Below are 19083 nucleotides of genomic sequence, written 5' to 3' on the forward strand. Positions count from 1 at the left end.
GACTGCGCCGCGCCATTCCCGCGATCCACCCGACGACATGCCGCGCCGCATTCGACGCGACGATCCCGGCCTGATTCCATTTTCGCCACAGGACCTACCATGACCCTACGCAAGCTTCCCGTCACGATCGTCACGGGCTTTCTCGGCAGCGGCAAGACTACGCTGATGCGCCACATCCTGCAGCACGCCGAAGGCCGCCGCATCGCGGTGATCGTCAACGAATTCGGCGAGCTCGGCATCGACGGCGAAATCCTCAAGGGCTGCGGCATCGGCTGCGACGATACCGACGGCGCGCAGGGGGAAACATCGGGCCAGCTGTACGAACTCGCGAACGGCTGCCTGTGCTGCACCGTGCAGGAAGAGTTCTATCCGGTGATGGAAGCGCTCGTCGAGCGCCGCGCCGACATCGACCACGTGCTGATCGAGACGTCGGGCCTCGCGCTGCCGAAGCCGCTCGTGCAGGCCTTCAACTGGCCGACGATCCGCAACAGCTTCACGGTCGACGCGGTCGTGACCGTCGTCGACGGGCCGGCCGCCGCGAGCGGCCAGTTCGCCGAGAACCCGCAGGCCGTCGACGCGCAGCGCCGCGCCGATCCGAACCTCGACCACGAATCGCCGCTGCACGAACTGTTCGCCGACCAGCTGTCGTCCGCCGATCTCGTGATCGTGAACAAGGCCGACCTGGTCGCCGACGCGCAGTTCGCCGAAGTCGAAGCCGCGATCCGCGAAGAGATCCCGCCGCAGGTGAAGATCGTGCGCGCGACGCGCGGCGAACTGGATCTCGCGATGCTGCTCGGGCTCGAATCGGCGTCGGAGGAAACGATCCACCTGCGGCACGACCATCACGGCTCGGCCGACGACGGCGATCACGACCACCATCACGACGATTTCGATTCGGTGGTGGTGTCCGGCGACGCAGGCTCGCGCGAAGCGACGATCGCCGCGCTGCAGCGCGTCGTCGAGACGCACACGATCTACCGCGCGAAAGGCTTCGCGGCGCTGCCCGATGCGCCGATGCGGCTCGTGATCCAGGGTGTCGGCCGCCGCTTCGACAGCTATTTCGACCGTCGCTGGCAGGACGGCGAAACGCGCGCGAGCCGCTTCGTGCTGATCGGCGAGGATCTCGACGCGGCCGAACTGCAGCGCGCGTTCGAGGCCGCGTGCGCGGCCCAGACGCAGCAGGCGTAACGCGCGATGCATCTGCTGCGCACCACGCCGGGCGGCTTCGTCGACGATACGCAGGGCGTCGTCCGGATCGACCAGCAACCGGCCGACATCGTGATCCTGAGTTCGGCCGATACGACCTTGTCGCTGCTGGCCAGCGTCGTGCCGAAGCTGCCGGCCGGCTTTCCGAGCGTGCGGCTCGCGAACGTCACGTTCCTGCGACAGCCGGCGTCGGTCGATTTCTATGTCGACGACGTGCTGCGTCATGCGAAGACGGTCGTGATCGATCATCTCGGCGGCGAAGCGTACTGGCCGTACGGGATCGAACAGGCCGTGTCGCTCGCGTCCAAGCGCAAGCAGCAGCTCGCGATGTTCTCGGGCGACCTGCAGGAAGACCCGAACCTCGTCGCGAAGAGCACGGTCGCGCCGGCGCTGTGCCGGCTGTGGTGGCGCTACCTGCGCGACGGCGGGATGCACAACGCCGAAGCGCTGCTGCGCAGCATCGCATTCCATACGCTCGGCTTCGGCGACGAACCCGAGCCGCCGCGCCCGCTGCCGGCCGCCGCGCTGTATCACCCGGCGCGCGACCCGGCGAGCGTCGACGACTGGCGCGCGCGCTGGACGCCCGGCGCGCCCGTGGTCGCGATCCTGTTCTACCGCGCGCACTGGCAGGCCGCGAACACGGCCGTGTTCGACGCGCTGGCCGATGCGCTCGTGCACGAAGGGCTCAATCCGCTGCCGATCGCGGTCACGTCGCTGAAGGACGCGGTGAGCCGCGAGGTCATCACGCAGCTCTGCGACACGCACGGCGTCGCGCTCGTGCTGAACACCACGGCCTTCGCGGCCGGCGCGATCGACAGCCCCGAGCCCGACGTACTCGCCGGCGACGCGCCGGTGCTGCAGGTGATCCTGTCCGGCGGCAACCGCGACGCATGGGTGGCCGACAACCAGGGGCTGCACGCGCGCGACATCGCGATGCACATCGCGTTGCCTGAAGTGGACGGGCGCATCGTCACGCGCGCGGTGAGCTTCAAGGGGCTCGCGTATCGGTGTCCGCATACCGAAGTCGACGTCGTGCGCTACCAGCCGGACGCCGAACGCATCGCGTTCGTCGCGGCGCTCGCGCGCGGCTGGTGCCGGCTGCGCACGCTCGACAACGCCGACAAGCGCATCGCGCTGATTCTCGCGAACTATCCGCAAAGCGAAGGGCGGATCGGCAACGGCGTCGGGCTCGATACGCCGGCGTCCGCGCTGCGCGTGCTCGCGGCGCTGCGTGACGCGGGCTATGCCGTGGCCGACCTGCCGGCCGACGGCGACGCGCTGATCGCGCGGCTCACCGAAGGCGTGACCAACGACCCGGCCGTGCGCGCACTGCGCCCCGCGTTCCAGAGTTTCGCGCTGGCCGACTACGTCGCGCATTTCGCGCGGCTGCCGGCCGCCGTGCGCGATGCGCTGAACGAGCGCTGGGGGCCGCCCGACACGGACCCGACGCTGCGCCAGGGGCGCTTCCCGATCGCCGGCTGGCGCGCGGGCAACGTGTTCGTCGGTATCCAGCCGTCGCGTTCGCGCGGCGAAAACGACTATGCGAGCTACCACGACGCGGACCTCGTGCCGCCGCACGCGTACCTCGCGTTCTATTTCTGGCTGCGCGATGCGTTCGGCATCGACGCGGTCATTCACCTCGGCAAGCACGGCAACCTCGAATGGCTGCCGGGCAAGAGCGTCGCGCTGTCCGACGCGTGCTGGCCGGACCTGACGCTCGGGCCGCTGCCGCACCTGTATCCGTTCATCGTCAACGATCCGGGCGAGGGCAGCCAGGCGAAGCGTCGCGCGCAGGCCGTGATCATCGATCACCTGATGCCGCCGCTCACGCGCGCGGAAAACTACGGCCCGCTGCAGGATCTCGAACGGCAGGTCGACGAGTACTACGAAGCGCTGATGGTCGATGCGCGGCGCGCGAAGCTGCTGCGCAAGACGATCCTCGCGACGATCGCCGAACACCGGCTGCATGACGAGCTGAGCGTGTCGCCGCCGCGCGACGCCGGCGACGAGGATGCGCTGCTCACGCGCGTCGACGCATGGCTGTGCGAATTGAAGGAAGCGCAGATTCGCGACGGGCTGCACGTGTTCGGCGCGTCGCCGATCGACCGTCAGCGGCGCGATACGCTGCTCGCGCTCGCACGCTTTCCGGTCGGCGACGGCAAGGGCGAACGCGCGGGGCTGATCGCGGCGCTCGCGCGCGATCTCGCGCTCGGCGACGATTTCGATCCGCTCGCGGCCGACTGGGCCGCGCCGTGGACGGGCCCGCGGCCGGCCGTGCTGCAGGCGCTCGACGCGTCGCCGTGGCGCCATGCGGGCGATACGCGCGAGCGGCTCGAGCGGCTCGCGCAGCAGTGGCTCGACGGACTGTGCGCGGCCCCCTCTGTCGACCGCAGCCTCGACATCCCGCCACCCGGCGACTGGCCGCACACGCTCGCCGTGATCAATCGTGCGCGTGCGACGCTGCTGCCCGCGCTCGACGCGTGCGGTGGCGAGGAACTGCGCCAGCTGCTGCGCGGGCTCGACGGCCGCTTCGTGCCGCCGGGGCCGAGCGGCTCGCCGTCGCGCGGCCGTCCCGACGTGCTGCCGACGGGCCGCAACTTCTATTCGGTCGATACGCGTGCGGTGCCGACGCAGGCTGCGTGGTCGCTCGGCCTGAAATCCGCGCAGCAGCTGATCGAACGCCATCTGCAGGATCACGGCGACTATCCGCGCGCGATCGGGCTGTCGGTCTGGGGCACGGCCACGATGCGCACCGGCGGCGACGATATCGCGCAGGCGTTCGCGCTGATCGGCGTGCGGCCGAAATGGGCGCACGGCAGTCATCGCGTGACCGACTTCGAGATCCTGCCGATCGAGATCTTCGACCGGCCGCGCATCGACGTGACGCTGCGCGTGTCGGGCTTCTTCCGCGACGCGTTCCCGAACCTGATGCACCTGTTCGACGCGGCCGTGCAGGCCGTCGCCGCGCTCGACGAGCCCGAGGCGCTGAACCCGATCCGTGCGCGCATCGAGCGCGAACGCGCGACCTGGATCGAGCGGGGCGTGGCGCCCGACGAAGCGCGACGCCGCGCCGGCTGGCGCGTGTTCGGCGCGCGGCCGGGCAGCTACGGCGCGGGCCTGCAGGACATGATCGACCAGCGCCGCTGGCAGACCGACGCCGATCTCGCCGACGCGTACCGCCAGTGGGGCGGCCATGCGTACGCGCAGAACAGCGCGGGCGACGCGGCTCCCGACGTGTTCGGCGAGCGGCTCGCGACGATCGACGTCGTCGTGCAGAACCAGGACAGCCGCGAACACGACATCCTCGACTCGAACGACTACTACCAGTTCCAGGGCGGGATGACGGCGGCCGTGCGCCACCTGTCCGGACAGCAGCCGAGCATCTACCACGGCGACCATGCGAACCCGGTCGCGCCGAAGATGCGCACGCTGCGAGAGGAGATCGCGCGCGTGATCCGCTCGCGCGTCGTCAACCCGAAATGGCTCGACGGCGTGAAGCGTCACGGCTACAAGGGCGCGGCCGAAATGGCCGCGACTGTCGACTACCTGTACGGCTATGACGCGACCGCACGCGTGCTGTCGGACCACCAGTACGCGCTCGTCGCCGATGCGTACCTGTTCGACGACGACACGCGCGCGTTCCTCGAACGACACAACCCGAAGGCGCTGCACGGCATCTGCGAACGCTTCGTCGAAGCGATGCAGCGCGGGCTGTGGCAGCAGCCGGGTGACTATCGCGAGCGGATCGAAGCGGTCTGGCTCGACAGCGAACAACTCCAGGAAGGAGGACGGCAATGACCGATCCGACGACGCCCCGCGCCCGCGCGGTGTTCCCGTTCGCGGCGCTGGTCGCGCAGCAACCGTTGCAGCAGGCGCTGCTGCTCGCCGCGATCGACCCGTCGCTCGGCGGCGTGCTCGTCAGCGGGCCGCGCGGCACCGCGAAATCGACCGCCGCGCGCGCGCTGGCGGAATTGCTGCCCGAAGGCGAATTCGTCACGCTGCCGCTGTCGGCGAGCGACGAACAGGTCACCGGCACGCTCGATCTCGCCCATGCGCTCGCCGCCAACGGCGTGCGCTTCCGGTCGGGCCTGCTCGCCCGCGCGCATCGCGGCGTGCTGTACGTCGACGAAGTGAACCTGCTCGCCGACGGGCTCGTCGATACGCTGCTCGACGTCGCCGCGAGCGGCGTGAACGTGGTCGAGCGCGATGGCGTGTCGCACGCGCACGATGCGCGTTTCGTGCTGGTCGGCACGATGAATCCCGAGGAAGGCGAACTGCGCCCGCAACTGCTCGACCGCTTCGGGCTGATGGTCGAGCTCGAGAACTGCTTCGACGCCGCGCAGCGCGAACGGATCGTGAAGGCGCGCCTCGCGTTCGATCTCGATCCGGACGCGTTTCGTGCGCGTCACGCAAGCGCACAGCGAGCACTCGGCGACGGGATTCACGCGGCGCGGGCCCGGCTGTCGACGCTGGATTTCGACGATGCGGTTCACGCACGCGTGAGCGCGCTGTGCATCGACGCGGCCGTCGACGGCCTGCGCGCCGACCTCGTGATGCTGCGCGCCGCGCGCGCGCTCGCGGCGCTGGAGCAGGCCGACGCAGTGACGGTGTCGCATGTCGAACGCGTGGCCGACGCGGTGCTGCGGCATCGGCGTCATGCGGGCACGCCGCCGTCGTCGGGCGCGTCGCCATCGCGCCGCGACGGCGAGCACGACCGCGACGAGCGTTCGCCACCGGACACGCGCCGGCAGCCCGACGATCAACCGGGCGCGGCACGCAACGATGCGACGGCGTCGCAAGGCGAGTGGGGCTACCTGCCGCCCGAACCGGCCGGCCTGCGCGACGTGAAAAGCGTGGTGCCGCTGCCGCTAAAAAAACGCTGAGCCATCGAGCCGACGCCGCCGCGAACGCCGTTCGCGGTCCTCGATGGCAGCCAGGCGCCGCCGCGCGCGTGCCGGGGACGGCACGCGCCGGCACGGCCGTGGCGTGGCCGGCGACGCTCGCCGCGAAGCGCGGCGGCCCGCTGCAGGCCGGCCATCTGCGTTTTCGCAAACAGGCCGGCGCCCCGCGCGCACTCCATTGCTTCGTGCTCGACTGTTCGGCGTCGATGCTGTCGCACGAACGGCTCGCGCTCGCGAAAGGGTTGATCGTCGCGTACTTCGACCAGGCCGCGCGCGACCGTGTGGAAACCGCGCTGATCTGTTTCGGCGGCAACGGCGCCGCACGACGTTTCGGACCGGCCGTGCCGCGCTGGTGGAACGCGCGCTGGCTCGAACCGGTGGACGGCGGCGGCGGCACACCGCTCGCGGATGGCATCGCGGCCGCCGCGCAATTGCTCGCGTGCGCGGCACGCCGTACGCCGGACCAGCAGCGTTGGCTATGGGTGCTGTCCGATGGGCGCACGCGCGAAACGCCACCGAAGCCGGCCGCCGCCGATCACGTCGTGTTCGTCGATTTTGATGACGCGGCCGTGCGGATCGGGCAGGGCAGGCGGCTCGCCGACGCATGGGGCGCACAATGGACGACGGCCGCGTCGCTGTGCCCCGGGCTGACCGGCTGACCGGCTGATCGGGGCAGCCGCCGCGCGGGGCGATCGCCGGCGCTGCGCTATGATCGCGGTTTCTGCTTACCGGAATGTCTGCCATGCAAGTACTCGTCGATGCCGACGCGTGTCCCGCCGTCATCAAGGACATGCTGTTTCGCGCCGCGCGTCGTGCCGAGATCTGCGTGACGCTGGTCGCGAACCAGTTCCTGCGTACGCCGCCGTCGCCGTTCATCAAGGCGGTGCAGGTGCCGGCCGGCTTCGACGTGGCCGATGCGCGAATCGTCGAGCTCGCGCAAGCCGGCGATCTCGTGATCACCGCCGACATCCCGCTGGCCGCGGCCGTCCTCGACAAGGGCGCGCATGCGCTCGACCCGCGCGGCAACTGGTTTAGCCGCGAGAACATCGAAGAACGCCTGTCGACGCGAGCGATGATGGATCAACTGCGCAGCTCGGGCGTCGACACGGGTGGCCCGGCCCCGTTCAGCGCACGCGACGGCAAGGCGTTCGCGTCGCAGCTCGACCGGTTCCTGGCGCGCCACGGCAAGCCCTGACGCCCCAAGGCGCCGGTCGTGCGGCGTGTGATGCGTCACCGGTTTCGCGTCGAATCGTCGGCTGCGGCAGAATACGGATTCGCGCCGACATCGATATCGTGGCGCGAACGAACCACCGGAGAGCATGGATGTCACCAACCCAACTTCTCGTTCCGACGTTGACCCAGATGCTGCGCGCGCAATCCGCGTGGCTCGACAAGGCCGTGGCGCACCGGCAGGCCGCCGGCGACGCACCCGATGCGGTGCTGACGCTGAAGCTCGCGCCCGACATGTATCCGCTCGCCGCACAGGTGCGGTTCTCGTGCTTCCAGGCGATGGAACCCGTCTACCGGCTGCGTGGCGAACCGCTGCCGGACGCGCTGCTCGCGCTGCGCGAAGCCGGCTGGCACGCCGATGCGCAGCCGGGCACGGTGAGCGACGCGCAAGGGATCCTCTCCGGCACGATCGCATTCCTCGGCGAACTCGCGCCCGACGCGCTCGATGGCGGCGCCGCGCGGCCGATCGCCCTCGAGCTGCCGAACGGCACCGCGTTCGACATGACGGGCGAGCAGTACGTGCGTGACTGGGCGCTGCCGCAGTTCTACTTTCACGCGATCGCCGCATACGCGATCCTGCGCCATTACGGCGTCGAGCTCGGCAAGGCCGACTACGTGCCGCACATGCTGGCGTACGTGCGGCCGACACGATTCCGCAGGGTTGAACGGATGACCGGACGATCGGGCCGCGGCGCGCCGGCATGACGCGGGCGCTCTTCATCTGCAGCCGCAACCGGCTGCGCAGCCCGACCGCCGAGGCGGTGTTCGCGGCATGGCCGGGTGTCGAAACCGACTCCGCGGGACTCACGCCCGACGCCGACACGCAAGTGTCCATCGAGCAGCTCGAATGGGCCGAGATCGTGTTCGTGATGGAACGCGCGCACAAGGCGAGGCTGTCCGCGCGGTTCGGCGCCCGACTGAAGCACAAGAGGATCGTCTGCCTCGACATTCCCGACCGCTACACGTACATGCAGCCCGAGCTGGTCGCGCTGCTCGAACGCAAGGCCGGGCCGTTGCTGCGCGCGTGAGCGGCGCGGGGCCGCTTCAGCGCAGACGAAGCGGGCCGTCCGCGAGCGGGGAAAAGCGGTCGAGGTGCAGCAGTTCGATGATCTTGCGGGTCGGCACGCTCGCGCGCAGCGTCTCGAGGCGTTCGACGTCGAACCACTTGCAGCGCGCGATCTCGTTGCTCGCGCGCGGAATCAGATGTTTCGGCACCTCGGCCACGAACACGTGGTGGAGCTTCGTGAGACCGCCGAACTGCACCGCATAGTCGAGCGCGAGCCCTTCGAGCCGCGTTTCCTCCGCCAGCTCCCGCTGCGCGGCCTCCAGCGGTGTCTCGCCGCGCCGGATCGTGCCGCCCGGCAGCGTCCAGCGCGCCGCGGTGCGCGCGACCAGCAGTACGCTGCTGCGCTGGCGGCACACGATCGTGGCGCGCTCCTTGATGCTGGCGACGGTATCCGGCCCGGTATTCATGTTCGGCAAAACAGGTACTGAATCGTGGAGTGAAATGCACGTCGACCGGCGTTGCCGGCCAGTCGCCCGATGGTCGGGCACGACGGCATGCAAAGCCGCCGCGCCGATCATACCGGCCGTTCGTGACAGTTCCGTGCGTTGCCGCGCGCCACGCGCATCGCGTCACGCGTGCGTGTAAAGCACCGGGCGTGCCGGCTTCCCGGACTGCCCGTGGCGCCGTTTGTGCAGGGCACGCCGGTGGTGCGGTGGCGTCACATGCCGACGCGCGGGCGCGGGCCGTGCCGCCGGCGCGGCGGCACGCGGCTGTAATTGTCCCTCGCCAAAATGGAAGGTCTGGGTTTGCGCGCGGGCGACGCCCAACGTCGACGCGAGCACGAGGGCCGCGAGCAGCATGCGTTTCATGAAATTTCCGCCTTGGTTCGGATGAGCACCGTCCGCAGCTTAGCGAACCGCGGCCCGGCGCGGCAACCGGCGCGCGTTCGGGGTCGTCCCCACGGCTGCCGCATTCTCCACCGGCTTACCGGCGTATGCCCGGCTTGACAATAAAATTCTCCAGTGTGAATATAAATTCACGCACAAGAATTATTATTCGAGCCAGGAAAACCGTGCCGCAAAGTCGACATGGCGAAACCGGCGGTCCGAACAACCGGAAGCAGGAGCGAGACGCATGGCGAAGCTGGAGCAGCAGGGCGCGTTGGCGGGGTTGCGCATCATCGATCTGTCGCGGGTGCTGGGCGGCCCGTACGCGACCCAGATTCTCGCCGACCACGGCGCGGAGGTGATCAAGGTCGAGCCGCCGTCGGGCGACGAGACGCGCACCTGGGGCCCGCCGTTCGACGGCGACACCGCGTCGTATTTCCTCGGCGTGAACCGCAACAAGCTCGGCATCGCGCTCGACCTGACGAAGCCGGACGATCGCGAGCGGCTGCTCGGGCTGCTCGAGCACGCGGACGCGCTGGTCGAGAACTTCAAGATCGGCACGATGGAACGCTGGGGGCTCGGCTTCGACGCGCTGCATGCGCGCTTTCCGCGCCTCGTCCATTGCCGCGTGTCGGGCTTCGGCGCGGACGGCCCGCTCGGCGGGCTGCCCGGCTACGACGCGGCCGTGCAGGCGCTGGCCGGGCTGATGAGCGTGAACGGCGAAGCAGGGGGCGCGCCGCTGCGCGTCGGCGTGCCGATCGTCGATCTCGTCACCGGGCTGAACGCGGCGCTCGGCGTGCTGATGGCGCTGCGCGAACGCGATGCGAGCGGGCGCGGCCAGTTCGTCGAATCCACGCTGTTCGACTGCGCGCTGTCGATCCTGCATCCGCATACGCCGAATTTCTTCCATTCCGGGAAGGCGCCGGTGCGCACCGGCAACGCGCATCCGAACATCACGCCGTACGACAGCTTTCCGACCGCGAGCGTCGACATCTTTCTCGCGGTCGGCAACAACGGGCAGTTCGCCGCGCTGTGCGACGTGCTCGGCACGCGCGACTGGCCCGACGACCCGCGCTTCGCCGACAACCGCGCGCGCAGCGCGAACCGCTCCGCATTGCGCACGCTGCTCGAAACGGCGCTGGCCGCACACGACGGCGCGGCGCTCGCCGAACAGCTGATGCGCCGCGGCGTGCCGTGCGCGCCCGTGCTGGGGCTGGATGCGGCGCTCGACCATCCGCACGTCGCGCATCGGCGGATGAAGGTCGAACTGGGCCGGCATCGCGGCATCGCGTCGCCGATCAAGCTCGGCCGCACGCCGGCCTCGTACCGGCGGCCGCCGCCCGCGCTGAACGAACATGCGGCGCAGGTGTTTGCCGACGCGCAACGAGACGACGCCGGCAAGCACGGCGACTGACACGCATCGCGGCCGGCGGCCGAGCGGTGGCGTTGCACGCCGCCGCACGGCCTCACGCCGCTTCGAACATCACGCCGCGCCGCGCCCGACGCGCGCCGGCGCCAGAGGAGACACATCATGCTCGCATGGATCGGCGCGATCGCGATCGTCGCGCTGTTCGGCCTGATCATCACGAAACGGCTGTCGCCGCTCGTCGCATTGATCGTCGTGCCGGTGGCCGCGTCGCTCGCGGCCGGCTTCGGACTCTCGACCGGCAAGTTCATCGTGCACGGCGTGCAGAACATCGGCCCGATCGCCGGCATGTTCGTTTTTGCGATTCTATTTTTCGGAATCCTCACCGATGCGGGGATGCTCGACCCGATCATCGCGGGCGTGCTGCGCGTGATCGGCTGCCATCCGCCGCGCATCGTGATGGGCTCGGCGCTGCTCGCGCTGTTGATCCATCTGGACGGCTCGGGCGCCGTCACGTTTCTCGTCACGCTGCCCGCGATGATGCCGCTCTATACGCGGCTCGGGATGGATCGGCGAATTCTCGCGTGCGTCGCGTCGATGGCGGCCGGCGTCAACTTCCTGCCGTGGGTCGGGCCGATGCTGCGCGCGTCCGCGGCGCTGCATATTCCCGGCTCGGCGATCTTCATGCCGATGATCCCCGTGCAGATCGTCGGGCTCGTGTTCGTGTTCGGCACCGCCTACGTGCTCGGTGTGCGCGAGGCGAAGCGGCTCGGGCTCGATCGCGCCGGCGCGGCGTCGCTCGCGATCGCGCCGCGCGAGCTGACCGACGCCGAACGCGCGCTGCGCCGGCCCGGGCGCTTCCGGATCAACCTGGCGCTGACGCTCGTCGTGCTCGGCACGCTGGTGTCGGGCATGGTCGACCCGATAGTGATGTTCATGCTCGGCACGGTCGCCGCGCTCGTCATCAACTATCCGGACGTGCAGGCGCAGCGCGAGCGGATCGACGCGCATGCGAAGGCCGCGCTGATGATGGCGAGCGTGCTGCTCGCGGCCGGCGCGTTCACGGGAATCATGTCCGGCACCGGGATGCTGAAGGCGATGGCCGAGGTCGTCGTCGCGCACGTGCCGGTCGAACATGCGCGCCACATGCCGTTCGTGCTCGGCCTGCTGTCGATGCCGCTCAGCCTGCTGTTCGATCCCGATTCGTTCTACTTCGGCGTGCTGCCGGTGCTCGCGGAAAGCGGGAAGCTGCTCGGCGTGCCGCCGATCCAGATGGCGCAGGCCGCGCTGCTCGGCCAGATGACGACCGGTTTCCCGGTCAGCCCGCTCACGCCGGCGACGTTCCTGATCGTCGGCCTGACCGGCGTCGAGCTGGCCGAGCACCAGAAATTCACGATTCCGTTCCTGTTCGCCGCCACCGTGCTGATGGTATTCGCCGCGGTGATCGTGGGCGTGTTTCCGTTGTGAGCGCGCCGGACGTGCCGCTTCGCGCCGATATTCCGGGTGGGCTATCCCGCAAAGGGACGTTTTTCGACGCGCAAGCCCTCGCGCCATCCGGCGTGTTGCTGAGAGCGGCGCGGCCGCTCGCCTATTTCCAGGAGAGCAATCCATGCAGTTCGACCTGACCGACGACCAGCGCGCGATCGAAAGCGCGATCGAGAAAATCTGCGAACGCTTCGGCGACGACTACTGGCTCGAACGCGATCGCGCGGGCGGGTTTCCGTCCGACTTTCACGCGGCGCTCGCCGAGGCCGGCTGGCTCGGCATCGCGATGGACCCGGCCCACGGCGGCGCCGGTCTCGGGATGACCGAGGCCGCGCTGATGATGCGCACGATCAGCGCGTCGGGTGCGGGCCTGTCGGGCGCATCGGCCGTCCACATGAACATCTTCGGGCTGAATCCGGTGCAGGTGTTCGGCAACGACGCGCAGAAGGCGCGCTTCCTGCCGCCGCTGATCGCCGGGCGCGACAAGGCCTGCTTCGCGGTGACCGAGCCCGACGCGGGCCTCGACACCACGCACCTGAGCACGCAGGCGCGCCGCGATGGCGACCACTACGTGCTGAGCGGGCGCAAGATCTGGATCTCGACCGCGCAGGTCGCGAACAAGATGTTGATCATCGCGCGCACGACGCCGCTCGACGCGGTTGCGAAGCCGACCGACGGGCTCAGCCTGTTCTATACCGACCTCGACCGGTCGTGCGTCGAGGTGCGCGAGATCGAGAAGATGGGCCGCAAGGCCGTCGATTCGAACATGCTGTTCATCGACAACCTGCGCGTGCCGCGCGACGACCTGATCGGCAACGAGGGCGACGGCTTCCGTTATCTGCTGCACGGGCTGAACCCCGAGCGGATCCTGATCGCCGCCGAGGCGATCGGCCTCGGGCAGGCCGCGCTGCGGCGCGCGACGCAGTATGCGTGCGAGCGCGTCGTGTTCGGCCGGCCGATCGGGCAGAACCAGTCGATCCAGCATCCGCTCGCGCAGGCGTGGATGCAGCTCGAGGCCGCGTGGCTGATGGTGATGAAGGCCGCGACGCGCTACGACGCGGGGCAGTCGTGCGGGGCGGAGGCGAACGCCGCGAAGTACCTCGGCGCGGAAGCCGCGTTCCAGGCGTGCCAGACGGCGATCGCGACGCACGGCGGGATGGGCTATGCGAAGGAATACCATGTCGAGCGCTACCTGCGCGAGTGTATGATTCCGAGGCTCGCGCCCGTGAGTCCGCAACTGATCCTCTGCTACATCGCGGAGAAGGTGCTCGGGCTGCCGAAGTCGTACTGATCGTACCGGCCCGGCGGCTCGCCCGGCGCGCGGCTTCCCGTTCCGAATCAAGCGCTCGTCATGGACGTCAAACTCGTTGCCCGCACGCTCGACCTGTTCGAGCTGTTCGCCGCCGAACGGCGGCCGCTGCCGCTCACCGAGCTCGCGCGCCTGCTCAATGTGCCGGCGTCGAGCTGTCTGGCGATGGCGCGCACGCTCGTGAGCCGCGGCTATCTGTACGAGGTGCGCAAGCGCGGCGGCTATTACCCGACGCGGCGCCTGCAGACGATCGCCGCCGCGATCGATGCGACCGATCCGGTCGTCGACATCGTGCATCCGCATCTCGTCGCACTGCGCGATGCGAGCCGCGAGACGGCCGTGCTCGGCAAGATCCAGGGCGCGTCGGTCACGTATCTCGACGTCGTCGAATCCGAGCAGGCGATCCGCTATACGCGCGAGCCGGGCGAACTGCGCCCGCTGCATGCGAACTCGATCGGCAAGGCGATCTTCGCGGAGCTCGCGAGCGATGCGCAGCAGGCGCTTGGCGCACAGCTGTCATTCGAACGCTTCACCGACGCGAGCGTCGCGGACCTGCCGGCGCTCGTCGCACAAACCGCGCGGTTTCGCGAACTCGGCTGGGCCGAGAACTTCGGCGAAAGCGCGCCCGAGCTGTCGGCGATCGCGGTCGCGCTGACGCTCGACGGCGACTGGTACGGGCTGTCGGTCGTCGGCCCGACCGAGCGGATCCGCCAGCATCGCGACACGCATGCGGCGCTGCTGGTCGACGCGAAGACGCGGTTGCTGGCCGAGCAGGGGCGCGGGTAGCAAGAGCCGCGAAGCAGGGCGCAGCGCCTGCTTCGGCGGCCGTTCGCCGCTGCGCCGGACAGCGCCCCGGGGAACGGCCGCGGCCGGTCTGTCATGCGCCGGCGCGTCACGACTTCACGACTTCACCCACACGCCACCCGCGCTCGGGTTGTCGCCTTGCGTCCACCATTTCGCGCAGTATTTAGCGCCCTGATACATCACGCACGTGCCGCCCTGGTATGCGGTCGTTGCCGACCACGTCGCCGTGCCGCCGCCGATCGCTTTCCACACGCTCGCCTGGCCCGGCACGTCGCCCTGCGTCCACCATTGCGCCTGATACGTCGTGCCCTGATAGGTGACCGTCGCGCCGGCCGTATAGACCTGGCCGGCCGACCAGGGCGCGCCGGGCTGCGGCGTTCCGCCGTTCGAGCCGCCTCCATAGTTCGGGTCCTGCGTGACGCCTGTGCCCCACTTGCCGTCGAGCTTGCGGAAGATCGACGCGAACGCGTACGGCTGCTGCGCGATGCCCGAGCAGGTCGGCGACACATACGCGCCGTTGTTCGGGCACGGCTGGTCGCGGCCCACCGACCAGTTGCCGAAGAAACCGTAACCGTTGTTGATCGCCGTATTCAGCACGCTCTGCGCATTGGCAAGCGTGAAGGTTTCGCCCTGCACGTCGTTCATCCCGATCATCGGCGTGACACCGACCATCTGCCATAGTTGCGCGCCGGTCTTCGGCTGGCCGGCCGACTTGAACGCCGTGTCGAGCTGCGCGTAGAGCGCCTGCGCGGCGCTGATTGCCGCCGCGCCCATGTCGATGTTCGCGGGGCCGTAATCCATCGTCATCAGGTTCACGGCGTCGAATGCGACCTTGTTCGCGATGGCCGCGGTCACGACGTTCACGCCATCCTGCGTGAGCCCGGTCGGCATCGTCGGCAGTGTCAGCGTGACGTGCAGCGGCCGGCCTTTCGCCGCGTAGTCGGACTGCAACTGCGCGAGCGCCTGGAAGTTGCGGGCGACGGCGGCGCTGTCCTGCTGCGAGGCGCCCTCGATGTCGAAGTCGACATGCGTGAGGCCGTAGGTGTCGATCACGGTCTGATAGGCCGTCTTCAGCGCGGGAACGGTCGAGCATGCCTGCATCAGCGGCGTGCCGTTCGCGCCGCCGAACGAGACCGCGATCTCGCCGCCTTTCGCGCGATAGCTCGCAATCGACGTCGACAGCGACGCGAGCAGATCGCCGCTCGCACCGTTGCCGATCGGCTGCACGCCGCCCCAGGACGGCGCACAGCCGCTGCCCGCGATCACAAATGCGAGCGTGAACTGCTGGATGCCTTGCTGGACGCCGATCCGGTCGACAAGCGGCGTCGGGTAGAGCGTCACGTCGACGAACGGCGCATAGACGCCGGCGCCATGGGACACGCTCGCGACGGCGAGCAGGCAGCCCGCGACGAGCGCGCGTGGATTGAAGCGCGGCAACACGTTGTTGTTCATTGTTTTCTCCAAGTGGAAGAGGGATACGCTGGCCCGCGTATCGCCGCCGGGCGGGCGGCTGAGCATGCCCGCCCGGCGGCATGCACATCTTGAAGGATTGGTTCCGAACAATGAACAGTTGCGCGCTATTTTTATTATTGCATCACGTAGGATTAACAATCCTACCGATTCGAGCACATATCGAAACGTAAAGCGGGCGATTTGTCCGCTTGATCGCGCGTTGAAGTGGAAGCGCCGGACGCGCGACCCGTGCCCACGGGGCACGGCCGACGCGTGCATGGACGAGTCAGCGCACCGGCAACGACGGCCGGCATGCTGGGCACGGGCGCGCCGCGATGTGCGCAGCGGCCTTCAGCGATACCAGCGCGGCGTATACACCCACTCGCGGCCGTCGCCGATCGCGAAACGCCGCGTCGTCGACGAACCGACGATCACCATCGTGCGCATGTCCACCTGGTCGCTGCGCAGCGCGCCGAGCGTCGTCGTCGCGAGCGTCGCGCCCGGCCGGCCGATATCGCGGCCGAGCACGACGACCGTGTCGGCCGCGCGGTGCGCGCGCACGACGTCGAGCGCACGATCGAGCTGCCACGGTCGCGCACGCGAGATCGGGTTGTAGAACGCCATCACGAGATCGGCTTGCGCCGCATGCCGCAGGCGTGTCTCGATCACGTCCCACGGCTTCAGGTTGTCCGACAGCGAGATCGCACAGAAATCGTGGCCGAGCGGTGCGCCGGCCTGCGCGGCGGTCGCGAGCGACGCCGATACGCCGGGTTCGACCCGCAGCTCGACCGCGGCCCAGCGCGGGTCGCGCGCTTCGTCGAGCGCCTCCAGCACGGCCGCGGCCATCGCGAACACGCCCGGATCGCCCGACGACACGACCGCGACGCGCCGGCCCTCGGCCGCCAGTTCGAACGCATGGCGCGCACGCTGCATTTCCTCGCGATTGTCGGTGCCGTGTACGCGCTGGTCCGCGCGGAACGGGCCGGCCATCGTCACGTAGGTCGTATAGCCGAGGATATCGGTCGCTTCCGCGAGCGCGCCGCGCGCGGCGGGCGTGAGCCACGCCGCATCGCCCGGGCCGAGGCCCAACACCGTCAGGCGGCCGCGCGCCCGGCCGAGCGCGGCGGGATCGACGGGTTGCGCCGCGACCGCGCAGGCGAGGCCGTCGGACGTTGCGCGCAGCGTGTGCGCGACACGCAATGTGTTGCCGAGCAGTGCGGCGGCATCGGTGTCGCCTTTGCCTTCGACATCGCCGAAGCGCAGCGGCACGCCCAGCGTGTGCGCCGCCGCTTCGACCCGCGCATCGCCGAGCAACGTTGCCGGCGCGACGAGCGCGGCGAGCGCCAGCCGCGCGAGGCCGTGTGCATCGAGCAGCGCCTCGATGCGTTCGGCGAGCGACGGCGAGGCGTCGGCCGGCACGCCGCGCGCGTCGATGCCGACCACCACGCTGCGCGGATGGATCACGAGTTCGTCGCGCGCGCCGCGCCACGCATCGGGCGTCACGCGGATCGCATGCGCGGCCGCGTCGTCGCGCGGCAGCGCGACGTCGTCGAGCCACGGCGCCGCGCCGTCGATGCGCGTGGCCGCGCCCGCGAGCAGGTCGGACACGAAGCGCTTGCCTTGCTGGAGATCGGCGAGCGCATAGCCGTCGGGCGGATTGAGTACGCACGCGCCGAAGCGCAGTTCGCCGCTCGTCGTGATCGCCGGCGCGACGCCGAGGCATTCTGCGATTTCGCGCGCGATCAGGTTCACGCCCGTCAAACCGCCGAGCAGCGGCACGACCGCCGAGCCGTCTTCCGCGACCGCGAGCACCGGCGGCTCGACACCCTTGTCGGCCAGCGCGGGCGCGACGCAGCGAATCACGATGCCGGCCGCGCACAGCGCGACGATCGGCAGGCCGCGCGCGTAAAGCGCGCGCAGGTGCGCGCCGAGTTCGTCGAACGGCACGTCGGCCTCGACGCGCGACGCGAGCCCATGCACGCGAGAGCCCGGATAACGCGCCTGGATGCGGCGCGCGGTGTCGAGCGCGCCTGCGCCGAGAATCACGATCGCGGGCGGAGTCGTCATCCTTGCCATTTTTCCCCCGGCACGACCAACAGCGAGAAATACGGCGACGCCATCGGATCGACTTCGTCGAGCGGCACGATGCGCTGGGCCGCCATCGTCGCGCGCTCGACGTACAGCGCGCGCTTCGCGAGCCCGAGTTCGTCGAGCACGCGCCGCACCTTGTCGAAGTTGCGGCCGAGCTTCATCACGACGGCCGCGTCGGCCTGCGCGAGCCGCACGCGCAATTCGTCCTCCGGCAGCACGCCGGACAGCACCGACAGGCTCTGGTTGCGATAGACGAGCGGCTGGCCGAGCACGGCCGTGCCGCCGAGCATCGCGCACACGCCCGGGATCACTTCGGTGTCGTAGCGCGTCGCGAGGCGATCGTGCAGGTACATGTACGACCCGTAGAAGAACGGATCGCCTTCGCAGATCACCGCGACGTCGCGCCCGGCGTCGAGATGCGCCGCGACGATCTCGGCGGCCGTGTCGTAGAAGTCGGCGATCACCGTCTCGTAGCAGAGCGGCGGCGGCAGCGCCTCGGTCGTCACCGGATAGACGAGCGGCAGTTGCGTCTGCGCGTCGAGCAGGTGCGCTTCGACGATCCCGTACGCATTGCCTTTCTTGCCCTTCGCGACGAAATACGCGACCACCGGCGCGGCCTGCAGCACCCGCAGCGCCTTGATCGTCATCAGTTCAGGATCGCCGGGGCCGACGCCGACCCCGAACAGGCGTCCGCGCGGGGCCGTCATTCGGCCTCCGTCGCGAGTGCGTTGACGGCGGCGGCCGCCATCGCGCTGCCGCCGCGCCGGCCAAGCAGCGTGACGTAGGGCACGCCGCGGCTGTGGGCGTCGAGCATCGCCTTCGATTCGGCCGCGCCGATGAAGCCGACCGGAAAGCCGAGGATCAGCGCGGGGCGCGGGGCGCCGGCGTCGATCATGTCGAGCAGGTGGAACAGCGCGGTCGGCGCATTGCCGATCACGACGACGCTGCCGGCCAGATGCGGGCGCCACAGTTCGAGCGCCGCGGCCGAACGCGTGTTGCCGAGATGCCGCGCGAGGTCGGGCACCTCCGGTTCGCCGAGCGTGCAGATCACGCGATTGCCGGCCGGCAGCCGCGCGCGCGTGATGCCTTCGGCGACCATCCGCGCGTCGCACAGGATCGGCGCGCCGGCTGCGAGCGCCGTGCGGCCCGCCGTGCCGGCGCCGGCCGAGAAGCGCAGGTCGTAGACGACATCGACCATCCCGCACGCGTGGATCACGCGCACCGCGAGTTTCTCGAGATCGGGCGGAACCTGCGACAGGTCGGCCTCGGCGCGGATCGTCGCGAACGACTGGCGGTAGATTTCCTGCCCGTCGCGAATGTAGTCAAGCATCAGTGGTGTCCTAGGG

16 protein-coding genes and 1 pseudogene are annotated in these 19083 nt (G+C 69.8%); 11 read left to right on the top strand and 6 right to left on the bottom strand.

The annotated features are described in order from the left end of the window. Positions 1-99 precede the first annotated feature (99 nt). The 7 genes and pseudogenes from cobW to LMA02_RS08305 all read left to right on the top strand — a co-directional run bounded on the left by cobW (position 100) and on the right by LMA02_RS08305 (position 8365). On the top strand, positions 100-1188 hold the full coding sequence (cobW, locus tag LMA02_RS08275; RefSeq protein ID WP_228907586.1) for a cobalamin biosynthesis protein CobW: 1089 nt from the start codon (positions 100-102) through the stop codon (positions 1186-1188). Positions 1189-1194: 6 nt separating this feature from the next. After that, a complete protein-coding gene (gene cobN, locus LMA02_RS08280) occupies positions 1195-5004 on the top strand; it encodes a cobaltochelatase subunit CobN (protein WP_228907587.1) in 3810 nt (1269 codons plus the stop codon). Next, positions 5001-6089, top strand: a complete 1089-nt coding sequence (locus LMA02_RS08285; RefSeq protein ID WP_228904157.1) for an ATP-binding protein — start codon at positions 5001-5003, stop codon at positions 6087-6089. The genes cobN and LMA02_RS08285 overlap by 4 nt, the downstream gene beginning before the upstream one ends. 68 nt (positions 6090-6157) lie before the next feature. Next, complete coding sequence (locus LMA02_RS08290; RefSeq protein WP_228904159.1) at positions 6158-6766, top strand: vWA domain-containing protein; 609 nt, start codon at positions 6158-6160, stop codon at positions 6764-6766. A gap of 83 nt (positions 6767-6849) precedes the next feature. Beyond that, positions 6850-7302: a YaiI/YqxD family protein gene (locus LMA02_RS08295; protein WP_175715654.1), complete on the top strand. Its 453-nt coding sequence runs from the start codon at positions 6850-6852 to the stop codon at positions 7300-7302. Positions 7303-7430: 128 nt separating this feature from the next. Beyond that, positions 7431-8002, top strand: a pseudogene (locus tag LMA02_RS08300) (DUF1993 domain-containing protein). Positions 8003-8038: 36 nt separating this feature from the next. Further along, positions 8039-8365, top strand: coding sequence for a low molecular weight protein tyrosine phosphatase family protein (locus LMA02_RS08305; RefSeq protein ID WP_228904160.1), 327 nt, complete (start codon positions 8039-8041; stop codon positions 8363-8365). 16 nt (positions 8366-8381) lie between these two features. Here the strand turns inward: LMA02_RS08305 and LMA02_RS08310 are convergent, their stop codons facing one another. After that, positions 8382-8810, bottom strand: a complete 429-nt coding sequence (locus tag LMA02_RS08310) for an NUDIX hydrolase (RefSeq protein ID WP_006755936.1) — start codon at positions 8808-8810, stop codon at positions 8382-8384. Positions 8811-8972: 162 nt separating this feature from the next. Then, positions 8973-9212 (bottom strand): hypothetical protein, encoded by a 240-nt coding sequence (locus LMA02_RS08315; RefSeq protein WP_228904162.1) that lies wholly within the window; start codon positions 9210-9212, stop codon positions 8973-8975. Between the two features lie 265 nt (positions 9213-9477). Here LMA02_RS08315 and LMA02_RS08320 point away from each other — a divergent pair, with 265 nt between their 5' ends. The 4 genes from LMA02_RS08320 to LMA02_RS08335 all read left to right on the top strand — a co-directional run bounded on the left by LMA02_RS08320 (position 9478) and on the right by LMA02_RS08335 (position 14176). Then, complete coding sequence (locus LMA02_RS08320; RefSeq protein WP_228904163.1) at positions 9478-10644, top strand: CaiB/BaiF CoA transferase family protein; 1167 nt, start codon at positions 9478-9480, stop codon at positions 10642-10644. A gap of 117 nt (positions 10645-10761) precedes the next feature. Continuing rightward, positions 10762-12063 (top strand): CitMHS family transporter, encoded by a 1302-nt coding sequence (locus tag LMA02_RS08325; protein ID WP_228904165.1) that lies wholly within the window; start codon positions 10762-10764, stop codon positions 12061-12063. 142 nt (positions 12064-12205) lie between these two features. After that, a complete protein-coding gene (locus LMA02_RS08330) occupies positions 12206-13372 on the top strand; it encodes an acyl-CoA dehydrogenase family protein (protein WP_228904166.1) in 1167 nt (388 codons plus the stop codon). A gap of 60 nt (positions 13373-13432) precedes the next feature. Next, a complete protein-coding gene (locus LMA02_RS08335) occupies positions 13433-14176 on the top strand; it encodes an IclR family transcriptional regulator (protein ID WP_228904167.1) in 744 nt (247 codons plus the stop codon). Positions 14177-14290: 114 nt separating this feature from the next. On the opposite strand, the gene LMA02_RS08340 is transcribed toward LMA02_RS08335, so the two are convergent. The 4 genes from LMA02_RS08340 to LMA02_RS08355 all read right to left on the bottom strand — a co-directional run bounded on the left by LMA02_RS08340 (position 14291) and on the right by LMA02_RS08355 (position 19067). Then, a complete protein-coding gene (locus LMA02_RS08340; RefSeq protein WP_228904168.1) occupies positions 14291-15646 on the bottom strand; it encodes a chitinase in 1356 nt (451 codons plus the stop codon). Between the two features lie 351 nt (positions 15647-15997). Continuing rightward, positions 15998-17713, bottom strand: a complete 1716-nt coding sequence (gene cobJ / locus LMA02_RS08345; RefSeq protein WP_228904169.1) for a precorrin-3B C(17)-methyltransferase — start codon at positions 17711-17713, stop codon at positions 15998-16000. Next, on the bottom strand, positions 17710-18444 hold the full coding sequence (locus LMA02_RS08350; protein WP_166726671.1) for a precorrin-2 C(20)-methyltransferase: 735 nt from the start codon (positions 18442-18444) through the stop codon (positions 17710-17712). The genes cobJ and LMA02_RS08350 overlap by 4 nt, the downstream gene beginning before the upstream one ends. Further along, positions 18441-19067, bottom strand: a complete 627-nt coding sequence (locus tag LMA02_RS08355) for a precorrin-8X methylmutase (RefSeq protein WP_228904170.1) — start codon at positions 19065-19067, stop codon at positions 18441-18443. The genes LMA02_RS08350 and LMA02_RS08355 overlap by 4 nt, the downstream gene beginning before the upstream one ends. Between the last annotated feature and the right edge of the window lie 16 nt (positions 19068-19083).

The organism is Burkholderia sp. B21-005 (genome assembly GCF_020843965.1).
Classification (GTDB): Bacteria; Pseudomonadota; Gammaproteobacteria; order Burkholderiales; family Burkholderiaceae; genus Burkholderia; species Burkholderia ambifaria.

Coding starts and splice junctions, on each gene's coding strand:
- LMA02_RS08325 (WP_228904165.1), top strand. CDS start 10,762: ATGCTCGCATGGATCGGCGCGATCGCGATCGTCGCGCTGTTCGGCCTG.
- LMA02_RS08320 (WP_228904163.1), top strand. CDS start 9,478: ATGGCGAAGCTGGAGCAGCAGGGCGCGTTGGCGGGGTTGCGCATCATC.
- LMA02_RS08285 (WP_228904157.1), top strand. CDS start 5,001: ATGACCGATCCGACGACGCCCCGCGCCCGCGCGGTGTTCCCGTTCGCG.
- LMA02_RS08330 (WP_228904166.1), top strand. CDS start 12,206: ATGCAGTTCGACCTGACCGACGACCAGCGCGCGATCGAAAGCGCGATC.
- LMA02_RS08310 (WP_006755936.1), bottom strand. CDS start 8,810: ATGAATACCGGGCCGGATACCGTCGCCAGCATCAAGGAGCGCGCCACG.
- LMA02_RS08350 (WP_166726671.1), bottom strand. CDS start 18,444: ATGACGGCCCCGCGCGGACGCCTGTTCGGGGTCGGCGTCGGCCCCGGC.
- LMA02_RS08315 (WP_228904162.1), bottom strand. CDS start 9,212: ATGAAACGCATGCTGCTCGCGGCCCTCGTGCTCGCGTCGACGTTGGGC.
- LMA02_RS08355 (WP_228904170.1), bottom strand. CDS start 19,067: ATGCTTGACTACATTCGCGACGGGCAGGAAATCTACCGCCAGTCGTTC.
- LMA02_RS08305 (WP_228904160.1), top strand. CDS start 8,039: ATGACGCGGGCGCTCTTCATCTGCAGCCGCAACCGGCTGCGCAGCCCG.
- LMA02_RS08340 (WP_228904168.1), bottom strand. CDS start 15,646: ATGAACAACAACGTGTTGCCGCGCTTCAATCCACGCGCGCTCGTCGCG.
- cobJ (WP_228904169.1), bottom strand. CDS start 17,713: ATGACGACTCCGCCCGCGATCGTGATTCTCGGCGCAGGCGCGCTCGAC.
- LMA02_RS08295 (WP_175715654.1), top strand. CDS start 6,850: ATGCAAGTACTCGTCGATGCCGACGCGTGTCCCGCCGTCATCAAGGAC.
- cobN (WP_228907587.1), top strand. CDS start 1,195: ATGCATCTGCTGCGCACCACGCCGGGCGGCTTCGTCGACGATACGCAG.
- LMA02_RS08335 (WP_228904167.1), top strand. CDS start 13,433: ATGGACGTCAAACTCGTTGCCCGCACGCTCGACCTGTTCGAGCTGTTC.
- cobW (WP_228907586.1), top strand. CDS start 100: ATGACCCTACGCAAGCTTCCCGTCACGATCGTCACGGGCTTTCTCGGC.